Raw genomic sequence first — 16,236 nt, 5'->3', positions numbered from 1 at the left:
CAATCGGTGCTTGGATATCGCGCGCTGGGCGCTATATTTCTTGCCCGCTCTCCTTTTCCCACCCGAGTACCCTGGTTTTTATGAAGATACGTCAACTCCTGGCGTTGGCCGTGCTCAGCCTGGTGGCCATGAGCAACAGCTGCAAAAAAGAAGACGTGGTGCCCTGCAACGCCTCGGCCGATGTGACAATGCTACCCTTGGCCGGCCTCAAGGCCAGCATCAGCGAGCCCGTGCCCTACGTGGGCCAAACTAACGAATACATTATCAACTCAGCAGCCGAATACCACGAGCTCTTTGCGGGTAAAAAGCTGCCAGCCATCGACTTCACTACGCACACGCTGCTGGCCGGCAAGACCCGCACCGCCAGCAGCTACCACCTGCTGGCCCAGCAAGTGGTGCAGACCTGCACCGGCTACACCTACGCCGTGCAGCTAGCCCCCGACGCGTCTCCCAAGGCCGTAAGCGTGGTGTACTACGTGTTAATTCCGAAGCTGCCTGAAACAGCCAAGGTGGCGTTCGACGTGCAGCTGCTGGCCAGTGGCAGCAGCGCGGAAGTATCAACGCTGGTAGCGAAATAGTAAGAGCCAGGCAGCTAACTGCCTGGCTCTTGTCGTATCATACTAGAGTGCAATAATTTTTCAGCTTTTACTTGCCAAGCTGCCCTAGCAGCTCTTTTACTGCTGCGTCGAGCTGGGTGTCGTGGGCGGTGTAGCTTTCGCCGATGGGGCGCGTCACGGGTACATCCACGGGGCGGGGGTTCATTTCCATCACCTGGCCATCGCGGGTCGAGCGGATGGTGCTGGTGGGCAGGCGCAGGCTGGAGCCGTCGAGCAGGCTGGTGCCCGAGGTGAAGATAATCCAGCCGCCGGTCGGTTCGCCTACTATTTTGCCCAGCTTGCTAGCCCGGTAGCCTTCGCTAAAGTCTTCGGCATCAGAGAGCGAGTGCTGATTGGTGACGAGTACCGTGGGCACTTCGAGGCTGCGCTGGCCGAGGGCCGAGCGCGCCGGCACCGGCGCGGCCATGCCCCGGCTCATCATGCTGAGGTAGCTGCGGCGGGCCAGCACGTCGATGGCGTACACGTTCACGAAGCCACCGTTGTTGTTGCGCACGTCTACCACCACGCCATCACGGGTCATGTTTTCGGCGTCGAGGTCCACGTACAGCTGGGCCAGCGAGGCCGCGCTCATGTCAAACATGTGCACGTAGCCCAGGCGGCCGCCGCTGGCCTGGGCCACGTAGGCGCGGCGCTCCTCTACCCACTGCCGGTAGTCGAGCCCTTTCTCCGTTTCGCGGCTGAGGGGGCGCACTACTACCTCACGCTCCTTAGTATCAGACGAGACGCGCAGCGTGGTGCGGCGACCCACCTTGTATTGCAGTAGCTCGTCGAGGTTGGTGCTGCCATTCAGCGGGCGGCCATCTACGGCCAGCAGCACGTCGCCGGGCTTGAGGCCGGCCAGCGCGGCGGCGCCCAGCGGCAGCACCGTAGTGAGGCGCAGGCGGCCGTTCTGCTCGTATTCGCTAGGGTCGAAACGCACCCCGAGCCGGCCGGTAGCCGGGGCTACGGTGCCAGTGGGCGGCGCGGGCGCCCCAATGCCCGAGTGCGAGGCATTGAGCTCGCCAATCATGAGGCCGGTGAGGCGGCGCACCTCGTCGGGCGTGCGGGCGCCGGCGATGTAGGGCGCAAACTTGTCGTGCTGCGCGGGCCAGTCGGCGCCGTTGAAAGTGGGGTCGTTGAAAAAGTCGCGCAGGTAGCTCCAGGCCTCGTCAAAGACCACCATCTTTTCCTGCTCGAAGTCCACGTCGAGCTCGGCGGCCACGGCCACCGGGTGGGCGGCGGGGCCTTTGCCCACCTCCACCGGCACCGCCTGAATGCGGCCCTGGTCGAGGTAGTATACCTCCTTGCTGTCGGGCGAAAACTGCGCCTCGCGCTTGGCGCCGGGCGTAGAAGTAAGCTGTCGGGCCGTGGGCGCGTCCTTGCTCAACTCATCGAGCGGGTAGATATACAGGTTGGTTTGGTTCGATACCGTGGCCGTGAGCAGCAGCCACTTACCATCGGGGCTGATGCGCTGGCTGCGCACGTCTACGCCCACCGGCACCAGGCTCAGGCGCCGCCGAATGTCGTCGAAGTTAATGTTGACCGGCGGCTTGGCGGGCGTGGTCGTTACTACCTCCACGGCGCCCTTTTTACCCTTGCGTTTGGTTGTCACCGTGCGACTTTTGGTGCGTACTGAGTCTGCGGCCGCTACGGGCAGCGGGGCGGGGCTAGCCGGCTTGGCTGGCGTCAGGGGCGGGCTCTGGTTTTTATCGGGTGAAATCGGGCCCGGTACGGCTTCCTTAAATAAGTCGCGGAACTGGTCTTCGCGGAAGCGCGGCGTGCGCAGCTGCAAGTCGATGCGCGCCACTTGGGTATCTTCGGTGCGCTGGCCGGTGTCAAAGAGCAGGTACTTGCCATCGGGGCTCCACGACAGCGAGTTGCTGTTGGAGTTGGCCAGGAAGCTGACGGCCCGGGCCGGGCCGCCCGCTGCGGGCACCACTTGCACGTTGGTAAAGCCGCGTGCCCCGGCCGGCGCAAAGGCCAGCCAGCGCCCATCGGGCGACCACACAAACGAGCGCTCGGCCGCCAGCGGCGGTCGGCCAAAGCGGCCCGTGCCAGCCACGCGCTCCTGCTTAGTAGCCAGGTCCAGAATGCGCAATTCTTTAGCGTCGCGCTCGAAGGCCAGCAGCTTGCCATCGGGCGAGAAGCGCGGCTGCGCGTCGCTGAGCGGCGAGTTGGTGAGGCGCGTTTCCTGGCCGGTGGCGAAGGTGTAGCTATACAGGTGCTTGGCGCCGTCGCGGGCCGAGGCGTAGATGAGCCGGCGGCTATCGGGCGCCCAGGTCAGGTCGCTTTCGGCCGGCACGGTGCTGGTGAGGCGCGTAGCGTCGCCGCCATCGGCGGCCGAAGCGGCAAACACCTCGCCGTGCACGATGAAGGCCACTTTCTTGCCATCGGGCGAGAGGGCTAGTTCCTGTAAGCGGTCAGTGAAGCGCTGGCGCTCCACGGTGGGGCTAGCGGGCGCACCGCGCCGCTGAATGCGCACGGGCTGCGCCTGCCCATTCTCGGTATTCAGGGTCCAAATACCAAAGTCGCGCTCAAACACAATGAGCTTGCCATCGGCCGAGGCGCTGGGCCACAGCACGCGGCCATCCTTGAAGTTGGTAACCTGCTGGGGCGTGCCTTTCGCTAGGCCCGTAGTCCAGATGTTCTCGGCCCCGCCCTGGTCGGAGGTGTAGAACAGCTTCTGGCCGCCCGGCCCCCACATGGGCCACAGCGCCTTAGCGCCGCCGCTGGTGAGGCCGGTGTAGCTAGGGCCATTTTTGCCCTCGTGCCGCAGCCATATCTCCGATTCGTCGAGGTGGCTATGGCCGTGGCGCCACCACTGGCTCGAAGCCACGCCGCGCGCGGCAAAGGCCAGCGCCTTGCCATCGGGGCTAGGGGCGGCAAAGAACTCATTCGCGTAGCGGTCGGCGCTCACCGCGGTGGGCGTGCCGCCACCCACCGGCACGCGGTAGATGTCGTTCATGCCCGAGATGTCGCGGCTGGTGCTCGAGTAGTAGAGGTACTTGCCATCGGCGCTCCACCCGTCGAGCTGGTCGAGCCCGTCGTCGAAAGTCAGGCGCTTCAGCTCGCCGGTGGCGAAGGTCAGCAGGTAGATGTCGCCGTTGCCGGTGCGCGTAGAAATAAAAGCCAGCGACTTCCCATCGGGGGCGTACAGCGGGCGGCTCTCGGTGGCGGGGTGGGCCACGAGCAGGCGCGCCTCGCCGCCGGCCACGGGCACCGTCCACACATCGCCGCCCGAGACAAAGGCGATTTCCTGACGGTCGGGCGATACGGCGGGCTCCGAAAAATAGGGGAGGGCGGCGGGCGGCGCGGCCAGGGTCGGCAGCGCCGCCGCCAGCAGCGGTAGGGTTAAGTAGTGTTTTAGCAAAGCGGGGAAAGTAAGCGTGTGGGTACTAATAGCTAAGGCAAGGTAGCGGCGGCGCCCGCTAGCGTTGCACGGCGCAGCTGGCCAGTCGCAAAACGACGCACAAAAAAGGTCCCGACCAAGCGGTCGGGGCCTTTTGCGTAGTGAGGGGCTAGCGGCTTACCGCCGTTGGCCTGGGTTATTGCTTCTCGAAGCGGTCGGTGTACGTCTGCTGCGCGCCGATAACGCGCACCACGTACAGGCCGGCGCCGAGGCCGCCCACGCGCTGGCTTAGCTGCTGGTTGAGCTGCTCTACCGAGCCCTTGCCTTGCAGCACGAGGCGGCCGGTAGTAGTGAATACCTGCAGGCTCAGGTCTTTACCAGTCTCGGGCACGTCGAAGCGCACGCTGTTGGCTACGGGGTTGGGGTAGAGGCCTAGCGAGGCAGTGCGGCTAGCCTTGGTAGCCAGCGTAGTGTTCGTAAAGGAGTAGCGCGAGAACACCGGGTAGTGGTCCGACGTCGTGTTAGCGTAATTCGTGATAGCCGCCGTTACATCGGTGCGGATGGCCGCCGTGCCAGCGATGTAGTACGGCGCCATGCCTTTGTTGGCGATAACGTTGTCAATCACCGTGGGGTAGCTGGCCGTCGAGCGCAGGCCGGCCTGGGCCAGCGGCAGCGTGATGGACAGATAGTTAGCATCTTGGGTGAAAGACGAATACGAGGTAATGGCCGGCGTTACGCCCGTGGCAATAGTGCCGTTCAGCACGTCGTTGTAGTCGCCCACAATGAGCGTGTTGTCGTCTGGGTACGTCTTTTCCAGCTCGGCCTTGAGCAGGTCGGCCCCGGTTTTACGGCGGGCATAGTCGTTGGCCGAGGTCGCAGTGGCATTGGCCTTGGCGTGAATCGCAATGAAATTCACTTTCTTGGTTATGCCGTCGAGGGTCACGTCGGCGCGCATCAGGTAGGGGAAGCGGCCCGAGGCCCACGGCGTATAGGCAGCGCAAGCCTGGGCCTGCGAGCAGCGCAGCAACCCCTGAAACGAGGGGTTCTTCACGATGTCGGTGCGGTAGAGGAAGGCTAGCTTCTGGTCGCCGGCGTAGTCGGCGTCATTTTTATCATCAGCATACGAGCCGTATTCCGAAATCTTATAGGCGTAGGTGAAGCCGCTGGCGGTAGAGAGCTGAGTAGTGAGGGTACGCAGGCGCACCGTGTCTACTACTTCTTCCAGGGCGTACACGTCGGCTTTCAGGGCGCTGAGCACGGTGAGCGCGTTGGTGTACTGCAGGTTCTTGTCCGTCGGCCCGAGAGTGGCGTCGGCCGAGCCAAACCACTCCATGTTCCAGTTTACGACCTCCAGCGTTTTGGCCACGTCGTAGGTGTCGCCGGTTACGGTCACGGTCTGGTTGGTAGCACCGGCCGAGGCCAGGGCTAGCGTAGCCGAGTAGTTGGTCGAAGCCACGGTGGGGCTAAAGCGCACGGTCACCGGCTTCACGGTGCCGCTTACTTCGGTCTTGGTCAGTGCCAGGGTGCTGGCGAAGGTGGTGCCATCTTTCGAGAGCGTGAAGGCGGGGCTGGGCGAAGTCAGCGTTACGTCGCCGGTCAGGTCGTTGGCCGACACGTTCAGGGTGCGGGTGCCGCTGGTGCCCACGGCCTGGTAGCCAAACGCCAAGCTGTTCACATCGGTGAAGAAGCTAGGCGCGGGGGCCGTCGTCGAGTTGGTGAGCGAAATATCGTCGAGCGTCCAGCGGGCGGCGCCAGCCGTAGTGGAGGTATAAACGAAGGCCACGTACACCTTCGCGCCTTTGAAGGCGACCAGGTTGAGGTTGGCCGTCTGCGTCCAGGTGTCCGAGCCCAAGCCCGGAAACTGGGCGTTCAGGTCGGTCCAGGTGGCGGCGCTAGGGGCACCAGTGCCGCTGTAGTTGGTCGATACGCGCAGCTTCAGGCCAGGGCCGCTAAACGCGGTGCGGCTCCAGAACGAGAACAGCGGATAGGTGTAGGTGCTCAGGTCGAAAGCCGGCGAGATAAACCAGTCTTCGTTTAGCTGGTTGCCGCTGGCGTAGCCATTTATTTGCACGCCATAGGGCGTAGCGGTGGTAGCAGTGGGGGCGTTGGGGTCGCGGCCAAAGGTGGTGCAGGCCCACACCTGGGCGCCGGTTACACTATAATGACTCCAGCCGTCTGATAAGGCTGTGGTGCAGGTGTTGAAGTTAAACGTAGTCTGGTTGGGGTCCGAGCCAATGCCGGTCAGGGCCACGGTCCGGTCTACGGCGCCCGTGCTGGCGTTGGTAATGGTGCCCGTAGAGGTGCCGGTAGTGGTGGGTGTAAACTTCACGTACACCGTTTGGGCGGTGGCCAGCTCGGCAGCCGTGTAGCTCACCGAAGCCGCAAAGGTGGTATTATCCTTCGATACGGTGAAAGGCCCGGTGGCCGTGACGGTGGTAGCGGCAGTCAGGTTGCCGCCTGTCAGGGTGTACGTTTGGGCGACCGAGGTAGTGGTAAGATTCTGGCTTCCAAAGGATAACGTGTTGGGGGCCGCAGTAAGCGTCGGGGTGCTGGCGGTGGGCGTGTTCCAGCTCAGCGAGAAATCATCGATGGCCGAGCTGGGCCGGCTGCCGCCACCGGTTGTGTTGGCGGGCGCCACAATGCGAATCCACACCGGGCCAGCCAGGTTGTTGAGCGCGGTGCCGAAGCTGGCAGTGACGGTGGCGTTGGCAAAAAACGGCCCCGTAGTGGCCGTCGAGCCCACCTGCGTAAAGGCGGTGGGTGTGGTCCCGGTGCCGTAGTCTACCTGCCAGGTAGTAGTGCGGCCGGTAGCAGAAGACGTAACAATGGTGCTATCAAGCGATTGCAGCTTAAAGCTCAGGGCGAAGTCTGCTTTGCCGGTAGTGTTTGCCAGTTGAAATACAAAGGCTGGGCCCGCGCCAATGGGCGGGGTAGCGGTGCTGGTGCCATCGCCAAACGAGCCGGTCTGGCGCACGCCCAGGGCCCGGTTGGGGGCGGCTGTTTGCGTGGCCACGCTGGCCTTGCTGCTCAGGCCCGTCGCCGATGCATAGTTTTTGAAGCCAGCACCCGTGGCGGCCCAGGCCGTGGTGGCGCCCGGCGCCAGGATGAGCTGCGTAGTGGTTGGGGCGGTGCCTAAGCTAGTAGCCGAGGCGTTGGTATACACACTAAAGCCAACAGGAAGGCCATTGGTTAATCCGTCAAAATTCTCAACATAGGGGCTGGTGGTGAGCGTCACCGCCGTTTGAGCACGGGTTTCCAGCGTGGCAAATGCCAGCAGGCCTACCCAACCCAGCGTGAGGAGTTGTTTTATCATGTGGAATACGGAAAGATTGTAGAAGAGAATGAAGAAGAAATGGTATTTTAAAGAACAAAAATAAGTGCCGCCATCCCGATGTTCACGTTATCTTAATGTTTCTAAATGAACTAGTTTAGGTCGGTGGCAGGCAAACGTGGTGAAAGACACCACGATGGCCAAAAAAAGCTCCACCCACCCAAGTAGTAGGCAAGCCTACTACTTATTTCAAAATTGGGCTTACATTTAACCCCTCATTGTTCCCCACCTAATTTTTTGCATTTATGCAAGCTAAATCTATCCTCCTCACGGGCGGGGCGCTGCTAGCGGCCACGTCGGGAGCACTGGCCAGCGGCTTCCAGGTTGGCCTTACCGGCGCCAAAAACGTTGGCATGGGCGGCACGGGCACCGGCCTCTACCTCGACCAGGCTTCGCAGTTTTTCAATCCCGGCGCGTTTGCCTTCGCCCCTACTGGCTTTCAGGTGGGTGGCAACATGGCTATTCCGCGCATCTCGTTCCGGCCCGGCGATGCCGACAGCGGCCAGCGCACCCTGCAGAATACCAACGTTTTTCCGTTTAGCGGCTTTGTGGGCTTTGGCCCCAAGGAGGGCAAATGGCGCCTGGGTGCCGGCGTATACACGCCCTTCGGCAGCGAGCTGCACTACCAGCAGGGCTGGGAAGGCCGCTATGCGCTTACCGACATCAACCTGCGCTCAGTTTTTGGGCAGGTAACGGCCGCCTACGCCATCACTCCGCAGTTCAGCATTGGTGCGGGCGTCACCACGCTGCTCTACGGCGACGTGGACCTGCAGCGCGATATTCCGGTGCAGGCCCAGGGCAGCACCAGCCCGGCGCACGCGCAGCTCACGGGCAAGGCCGACCACAAAGTGGGCTACAACCTGGGCGTGATGTTTAAGCCAAGCGAAAAGCTGAGCGTAGGCCTCAGCTACCGCTCGGCAGTAGATGCCCACGTGAGCGGCGGCGACATTGCCCTCACCGGCATTCCGGCTTCGGCCGCGGGCAGCTTCACGGCCAAGAGCTTCGACGTGACCCTGCCGCTGCCCGATGTGTATAGCTTCGGCATCGGGGTGCGCCCTAACGACAAGCTGACGCTGGCTTTTGATGCCAACCTGGTGGGCTGGAGCCGCTACCAGTCGCTCGACTTCACGTACTCGGGCGGCGTGCTCGGCGGCAACGCGTCGTCGTCGTCCAAGCGCCAGTACCAGGATGCGCTGGCCTTCCGCGTAGGCGCCCAGTATAAAGTGACCGATGGCTTCTCGCTGCGCGCCGGCACGTTCTACGACATGGCGTGCGTGCGCGATGGCTTCGTGACCCCCGAAACGCCCGATGCCGACCGCATTGGCTTCACGGCGGGCATTGGCTACGAGTTTGCCCAGCGCTTTGGCATCGATGCCTCGTTCCTGTTCGAAGACTTCATGAAGCGCAGCCAGAGCCAGGATGACCTCATCAGCAACGGCACTACCGACCGCGTGGCCGGCACCTACAAAACGACCATCGCCGTGCCCGGCGTGCAGCTGTACGTGAAGTTCTAACCCTGCCTTTTCTCCTACCCAATGACGACGTTATCTTTTCCTAAAACTGCCCGCCCGGCGCTCGCGCTGCTAGGGCTCGGCCTCGGGGTGGCGGGCTGCCAGCCCAAGCTCGACGCTGCCAACCCTTCGCCTTCGGCCAATGGCCTCGACTTTACGAGCTACGTGGCCGTGGGCAACTCGCTCACCTCGGGCTACACCGATGGTGGCCTCTATAATGAGGGGCAGGCCACGTCTTACCCGGCCATCCTGGCCCAGCAGTTTGCCAAAACCGGCAAGGGGCCGGCCAACTTCGTGCAGCCCGCTTTTTCGAGCACTAAAAAGGACGGCTCGGGCTATATCAAATTGCAGGTAGTAAATGGTGCCCTAGCGCCAGTAGTGCCCTCGGCGGCCAACAACTACCTGAGCGAGCAGCTCGCCGTGACGGGAAATGCCTTGCCCGGTGGCCCGCAGCTGGAAGCCTACTCGGGCAATCAGCCCGACAACCTGGGCGTGCCGGGCATTTCGGTGCTCAGCAGCGTGTCGTCCCTTACGGGCGGGCTAGCCCCCTACGGGCTCATCAACCCCTTCTATGAGCGCCTGCTGACGCCGGCCGAGAAGCCTACCAAAGACTACGTGACCTACATCGGCCAGAAGTCGGCGACCTTCTTCACCTGCTGGATGGGCAATAACGACGTGCTGGCCTACGCCACGGCCGGCGGGGTGGTGCAGCCTACCAACCCCTTCGGCGACCTCACCGATACGACGCGCTTTGGCATCGGGTACCGCGCCATCGTGGGCACTATCTCGAAGGGCGGCACGGTGAAAGGCGCCGTGGCTAACATCCCGAACGTGACCAGCGTACCGTATTTTAATACAGTAACCGTGGCGGCGGTAGCGGCGGCCTTTAAGGCTGCGAATGCTGCTTCGCCAGGCGTATTCATCCAAACCGGCACCGCTGCGGCTCCGGTGGTGCGCCTGGCCACCAGCGCTGACCTGCTCACACTCACTGCGCAGCCCCTTGTAGCTGCGGGCGCGGGTAGCCTGCCTTCCAACCCGGTTCCGAATCAGTATGTGCTCGATGCCACTGAGATAGCCAGCGTAACCGCCCGCACCACGCAGCTCAACAACATTATCGCCAAAACGGCCCAGCGCTTTAAGGTGCCGGTAGTGGATGCCAACTCGTTCCTGACCCGCCTGGCCAACAGCGGCATTGCAACCAATGCCGTAAACAACACCGCCACGTTTGCCAGCGGCAACGCCTTTGGCCTCGACGGCGTGCACCCCTCGCCCCGCGGCTACGCCATTATTGCCAACGAGTGGATTCGAGTTATTAATAACTACTACGGTTCGACCGTGCCGCAGGTAGACCCCAACCTCTACCGCGGCGTGCTGCTGCCCTAGCCAGCCCAGCTGTTTTTACTGAAAAGCGCCTTCCCCGCCGGGAAGGCGCTTTTTTTGGGCCTAGCCGTTGTATCTTCGCCCTTGCTGCTATCCAGAAAGACCGAGGGACCAGGCCCGATGACGTCTTGGCAACCTACCTCGAGTAGGTGCCAACTCCTGTTCGGCCACTGTGTTAGGTCGAAGAAGATATCAGCCGGAACTCGCGCCGCCCGGCGTGGCTTTCTTTCTGGATAGGAGCTACTTGCTCCGTGCTTTTGCTACCAGATTAGATATGTCCGCCGCCCCTTTGCCCGTCGCCACCGACCCCGCCTGTATTTCGCCCCTGCCTGCGCTGCTGCGCCAGCGCCTGCTCATCCTCGACGGGGCCATGGGCACCATGATTCAGCGCTACCCGCTGGAGGAAGCAGACTTTCGGGGCACTCGCTTTGCTGACCACCCGCGCCCGCTGCGCGGCAACAACGACCTGCTGAGCCTCACGCGGCCCGACATCATCCGGGCCATCCATGCCGAGTATTTCGCGGCCGGGGCCGATATGGTCGAGACTAATACCTTCTCGGGCACCACCATTGCGCAGGCCGACTACGGGCTGGAAAGCGTGGTGTATGAGCTCAACTATGAGTCGGCCAGGCTAGCCCGCGAGGTGGCCAACGAGTTCACGGCCCAGAATCCGGCGCAGCCGCGCTTCGTGGCCGGCGCCATTGGGCCCACCAACCGCACCGCCTCACTCTCGCCCGATGTCAACCGCCCCGGCTTCCGGGCCGTGACGTTTGATGAGCTGGCCACTGCCTACCTGGAGCAAACCCGCGGCCTCGTGGAGGGCGGCGTCGATGCCCTGCTTATCGAAACCATTTTCGACACCCTCAATGCCAAGGCCGCGCTCTTCGCGGTGCAGCAGTTCTTCAACGAGGGCGGCCGGGTGGTTCCCGTTATGATTTCGGGCACCATCACCGACGCCTCGGGCCGCACCCTGAGCGGGCAGACGGTAGAGGCATTTTGGCACAGCATCAAGCACTTGCCCTTGCTAAGCGTGGGTCTCAACTGCGCGCTAGGGGCCGACCAGCTCAAAACCTACGTGCGCGAGCTGGCCCGGCTCGCCGATGTGCCCGTGTCAGCCTACCCCAACGCCGGCCTGCCCAACGCCTTTGGCGGCTATGACGAGAGCGCCCAGCAGTTTGCCGGCGTGGTCGAAGACTACCTCAAAGAAGGCCTGCTCAACGTGGTGGGCGGCTGCTGCGGCACCACGCCGCAGCACATTGCCGAGCTCAAGAAGCTGGCTGACAAGTACCCAGCGCGTACCATTGAGCCCGCAGCTGCCGAGGTAGCCGTGGATGGCATCGTCGATGCCGCGGCCCTGAACCCGCACTCGTCGCTGAGCCTCGCGGGCCTGGAGCCGTTCAACATCACGCCCGCCAGCCTGTTCGTCAATATCGGCGAGCGGTGCAACGTGACCGGCTCACGGGCCTTTGCGCGGCTTATTCGCTCGGGCGACTACGAGGCGGCCCTAGCGGTGGCCCGCGCCCAGGTGGAGGGCGGCGCGCAGGTGCTCGACATCAACATGGACGAGGGCATGCTCGACTCGGAGGCCGTGATGACGACCTTCCTGCACCTCATTGCCTCGGAGCCCGACATCGCGCGCCTGCCGCTCATGATAGACTCTTCGAAGTGGAGCGTTATCGAGGCTGGCCTCAAGTGCACACAAGGCAAGAGCATCGTCAACTCGATTTCGCTGAAAGAAGGCGAGGAGCGCTTCAAGCACTACGCCCGGCTGGTGCGCCAATACGGTGCGGCCGTGGTGGTGATGGCCTTCGACGAAAATGGCCAGGCCGATAACTACGAGCGCCGCATCGAAATCTGCGAGCGCAGCTACCGCATTCTGACCGAAGAAGTTGGCTTTCCAGCCGAAGATATCATCTTCGACCCCAACATCCTGACGGTAGGCACGGGCATGGAGGAGCACCGCCGCTACGCACTCGACTTCATCGCGGCAGTGAAGTGGATAAAGGAAAATTTGCCCGGCGCCCGCACCAGCGGCGGCGTCAGCAACATTTCGTTCTCGTTTCGGGGCAACGACGTGGTGCGCGAGGCCATGCACGCGGCCTTTCTGTACCACGCCGTTGCGGCGGGCCTCGACATGGGCATTGTGAATGCCGGCCAGCTGGCCGTGTACGACGAGGTACCCAAAGACCTGCTCGAACTCTGTGAGGACGTGCTGCTCGACCGCCGTCCCGACGCCACCGAGCGCCTTATCGAATTTGCCGAAACGGTGAAGCAAAAGGGCAAAGTGGAGGTGGTAACCGATGCCTGGCGCTCGCTGCCCGTAGCCGAGCGCCTGCAGCACGCCCTGGTGCGCGGCATCACCGACTTTATCGACCAGGACACCGAGGAGGTGCGTCAGCAGCTGGCCCGCCCGCTCGACGTGATAGAGGGCCCCCTGATGGCCGGCATGAACGTAGTGGGCGACCTCTTCGGGGCCGGCAAAATGTTCCTGCCCCAGGTGGTGAAGTCGGCTAGGGTCATGAAAAAGGCCGTAGCCTACCTGCAGCCCTATCTCGAAGCCGAGAAGGCCGGCGCCGCCCGCCAAACGGCCGGTAAAATACTGCTGGCCACCGTGAAAGGCGACGTGCACGACATCGGCAAAAACATCGTGGGCGTGGTGCTGGCCTGCAATAACTTCGAGATAGTAGACCTCGGCGTGATGGTGCCGCTGGAGCGCATCCTGGACGAAGCCCAGAAACAGGGCGCTGACATCATCGGCCTCAGCGGCCTCATTACGCCCTCGCTCGATGAGATGGTGTACGTGGCCCGCGAAATGGAAAGGCGCAAGCTGCAAGTGCCGCTGCTCATTGGCGGGGCCACTACCTCGCGCCTGCACACGGCCGTAAAAATCGCGCCGGCCTACTCGGGCTCAGCGGTTTATGTCAATGACGCGTCGCGCTCGGTGGGCGTGGCGGCTAGCCTGCTCGGCTCGGGAAAAGTGGCATACAGCCAAACTATTAAGGATGAATACGCGGCCCTGCGCGACGACCACGCCAGCCGCCAGCGCGAGAAAAGCTACCTGCCTATCGAGGCGGCCCGCCAGAACGGCTACCACGCCGACTGGGAGACCGCGCCCATCATCAAGCCTAGCTTCTTGGGTACCAAGGTGCTCGATAACTACCCGCTGGAAGAACTCGCCCAGTATATCGACTGGACGCCCTTCTTCCACACCTGGGAGCTGAAGGGACGCTACCCGCGCATTCTGGAAGATGAGAACCTGGGCGAAGCTGCCCGCAGGCTTTTCGACGATGCGCAGAAAATGCTGGCCGAAGTTATCGCCGATAAAAGCCTCACCGCTAGGGCCGTGCTGGGCTTCTGGCCGGCCAATACGAAAGGCTACGATACCATCGAGATTTACGAAGACGACACCCGCCAGCAGGTGCGCGATGCCTTCTTTACGCTGCGCCAGCAGGGCGAAAAAGGCCCCGGCGTGCCCAATGTGGCCTTTTCCGACTACGTGGCCCCTAGCGACAGCGGCCGCGCCGACTACGTCGGTGGCTTTGCCGTCACGGCCGGGCTGGGCATCGAAAAGCTCATCGAGAAGTACGAAGCCGACCACGACGACTACTCCAGCATCATGATAAAGGCGCTGGCCGACCGCCTGGCCGAGGCCTTTGCCGAGCGCCTGCACCAGCGCGTGCGCGAGGAGTTCTGGGGCTACGCGCCCAACGAAAACTTAAGCGGCGAGGAGCTTATCAAGGAGCAATACCGGGGCATCCGGCCGGCGCCGGGCTACCCCGGCTGCCCCGACCACACCGAAAAGGTCACGCTTTTCCGCCTGCTAGATGCTGAAAAGCAGACCGGCATCACGCTCACCGAAAACCTGGCCATGTACCCCACCGCTGCCGTGAGCGGCCTCTACTACGCGCACCCGGCGGCCCGGTACTTCGGCCTGGGCAAGATAGGCCGCGACCAGGTGGCCGATATTGCCGAGCGCAAGCACATGCCCCTGGCCGAGCTGGAGCGCTGGCTGATGCCCAATTTGAACTATGACCCGGCCTAGCCCAGTCACCCATTTCATCTGTCGTTGCGAGCGCAGCGCGGCAATCGCATCTGCACAACACCCGAACAACTTCGTTCTGGGGCGATTGCTTCGCTTTGCTCGCAATGACAACCGGTTTTTGTCTTAAAAGCTACTAGCTAGCAGCTACTAGCAAATAGCTGAAAAAATGAAAGTAACCGAACATCTGCGCCGCGCCGAGGGCAAAACCCTCTTTTCCTTCGAGGTGCTACCGCCGCGCAAGGGCGAGAATATCCATAGCCTATTCTCCAATATCGAGCCGCTGATGGAGTTCAAGCCGCCATTTATCGACGTCACCTACCACCGCGAGGAGTTTGTGCTGCGTGAGCGGCCGGGCGGGCTCTTGCAGCGCAAGGCCGTGCGCAAGCGGCCGGGCACGGTAGGCATTTGCGCGGCCATCAAAAACCGCTTCGATGTCGATACCGTGCCGCACCTCATCTGCGGCGGCTTTGCCAAGGAAGAAACCGAGAACGCCCTGATTGACTTGCACTTTCTGGGCATCGACAACGTGCTAGCCCTTCGTGGCGACCCCATCAAGAGCGAAGGCCATTTCCAGCCGCACCCCGATGGCCACACCTACGCCTGCGACCTTATCGGCCAGATTGACTCGCTCAACCACGGCCGCTACCACGACCACGACGAGCAGTACCAGCCCGAGGGTGCTGAGCCCGTGCTCTGCACCGATTTCTGTATCGGCACGGCCGGCTATCCCGAAAAGCACTTCGAGGCGCCCAATCATGGCTCCGATATCCGCTTTCTAAAGCAAAAAATCGACCGCGGTGCCGACTACATCGTGACCCAGATGTTTTTCGACAACGAAGAGTTTTTCAAGTTTGAGAAGCGCTGCCGGGCGGTCGGCATTACGGTGCCCATCATTCCGGGCCTTAAGCCCCTGACTACCAAGAGCCAGCTTAGCAGCCTGCCACGGGCTTTCTTTCTCAGCATTCCCGAGGCGCTGGCCGAGGCCATTCACCAGGCCAAGGACAACGCCGCCGCCCGCGAAATCGGCATTGAATGGTGTCTCAATCAAAGCCGCGAGCTGATGGCCCACGGCGTGCCCTGCCTGCACTACTACAGCATGGGCAAGGCCGAAGCAATACGGCGCGTGGCAGCCGGGCTATTTTAATGGTTAATTGACCATCAGTCAATTAACCACTATTTAAACTTCCCTTCCGGGTCGGGCATCTTGGCCATGAGCTCAGTCAGGAACTGAAAGTCGAGGCTAGCAAGGCTGAGGCTCTGACCTTTGCGCACATCCTTCCAGGCTTCGGCGTAGTTTTCTTGGTAATAGTGGATGTGGGCCTGGGTTTGCCAGGCGCTGGCGCTGGTGCTGTCGGCCAGCAAAGCGCGCTGCACGTAGTCGTTGGCTTGCTGCAGCTCTTTTTTCTTCTTGCTCAGCTCGTAGCGGCCCAGAGCCGTATTGGCGGCGTCGACGAGCAGCAGCGGGTTGGTGGGCGCCACCGCCAGGCCCTGCAGCACCAGCGCCTGAACGGCCTCGGGCGAGGCATCGGGGCGGCGGCTCAGCAGCACCGCTAGCCCCCGGTAGGGGTCGGGGTTTTGGGGGTCGAGCACCCAGGCCAGGTTGAAGCGCACGATAGCCGTATCGGGCTGATTTTCTTGCAGGTACTCAAAGCCCTTGTTGCTGAAAAACTTGCTGGCCTCGGGCCGCGACGCAAAGCTGCGGTCTACATCGGCCAGCACGTTTGCCCCCACGGCCTGCTGTGCCTGAGCCGCCGTGAGGCCGCCGTACAGTGGCTGCAAGCGCTGCGGGCCACTGGGGGGCGGGGTGTTCTTGTTATCTTTTTTACCTTTTTGGGCATGAGCAGGCAGCGCGAGCGCTGCCCCTAGCAGAAAAAGAAACGCGCCCCGCTGCACGCGGGGAGGTAGCCGAAAAAACACGCAGATAGGAGATTAAGAAGCCGGAGTAAAAAGAATATCCCCGCTGGGAATGGCAAAAATACGCAAGGCCCCGGTTGAAATACCGGGGCGGCAAGCTAGACGCCCGCCCA

At 62.5% G+C, this 16,236-nt stretch carries 8 protein-coding genes and 1 riboswitch; of the genes, 5 read left to right on the top strand and 3 right to left on the bottom strand.

All coding sequences use genetic code 11. From position 1 onward, the window contains the following. Positions 1–80 precede the first annotated feature (80 nt). Positions 81–578 (top strand): hypothetical protein, encoded by a 498-nt coding sequence (locus J4D99_RS00440; protein WP_208129727.1) that lies wholly within the window; start codon positions 81–83, stop codon positions 576–578. A gap of 67 nt (positions 579–645) precedes the next feature. On the opposite strand, the gene J4D99_RS00435 is transcribed toward J4D99_RS00440, so the two are convergent. Together J4D99_RS00435 and J4D99_RS00430 are read right to left on the bottom strand one after the other, a co-directional pair. Further along, on the bottom strand, positions 646–3,966 hold the full coding sequence (locus J4D99_RS00435) for a S41 family peptidase (protein ID WP_208129726.1): 3,321 nt from the start codon (positions 3,964–3,966) through the stop codon (positions 646–648). Between the two features lie 175 nt (positions 3,967–4,141). Further along, positions 4,142–7,258: a T9SS-dependent choice-of-anchor J family protein gene (locus J4D99_RS00430; protein ID WP_208129725.1), complete on the bottom strand. Its 3,117-nt coding sequence runs from the start codon at positions 7,256–7,258 to the stop codon at positions 4,142–4,144. A 263-nt stretch (positions 7,259–7,521) separates the two neighbouring features. On the opposite strand from J4D99_RS00430, the gene J4D99_RS00425 reads away from it, so the two are divergent. The 4 genes from J4D99_RS00425 to metF all read left to right on the top strand — a co-directional run bounded on the left by J4D99_RS00425 (position 7,522) and on the right by metF (position 15,353). Next, positions 7,522–8,790 (top strand): OmpP1/FadL family transporter, encoded by a 1,269-nt coding sequence (locus J4D99_RS00425; RefSeq protein WP_208129724.1) that lies wholly within the window; start codon positions 7,522–7,524, stop codon positions 8,788–8,790. A gap of 21 nt (positions 8,791–8,811) precedes the next feature. After that, a complete protein-coding gene (locus J4D99_RS00420; protein ID WP_208129723.1) occupies positions 8,812–10,170 on the top strand; it encodes an SGNH/GDSL hydrolase family protein in 1,359 nt (452 codons plus the stop codon). An 84-nt stretch (positions 10,171–10,254) separates the two neighbouring features. After that, a riboswitch (SAM riboswitch) is annotated at positions 10,255–10,363 on the top strand. Positions 10,364–10,441: 78 nt separating this feature from the next. Continuing rightward, positions 10,442–14,209 (top strand): methionine synthase, encoded by a 3,768-nt coding sequence (gene metH / locus J4D99_RS00415; protein ID WP_208129722.1) that lies wholly within the window; start codon positions 10,442–10,444, stop codon positions 14,207–14,209. 166 nt (positions 14,210–14,375) lie between these two features. Then, positions 14,376–15,353: a methylenetetrahydrofolate reductase [NAD(P)H] gene (gene metF, locus J4D99_RS00410; RefSeq protein WP_208129721.1), complete on the top strand. Its 978-nt coding sequence runs from the start codon at positions 14,376–14,378 to the stop codon at positions 15,351–15,353. 29 nt (positions 15,354–15,382) lie between these two features. Here metF and J4D99_RS00405 read toward each other — a convergent pair whose 3' ends face one another. Then, positions 15,383–16,126, bottom strand: coding sequence for a tetratricopeptide repeat protein (locus tag J4D99_RS00405; RefSeq protein ID WP_208129720.1), 744 nt, complete (start codon positions 16,124–16,126; stop codon positions 15,383–15,385). Positions 16,127–16,236 lie beyond the last annotated feature (110 nt).

Origin of the sequence: Hymenobacter sp. BT559 (assembly GCF_017571525.1) — a bacterium.
Classification (GTDB): domain Bacteria; phylum Bacteroidota; class Bacteroidia; order Cytophagales; family Hymenobacteraceae; genus Hymenobacter; species Hymenobacter ginsengisoli.
This window is presented reverse-complemented; position numbering and strand designations above follow the sequence as displayed.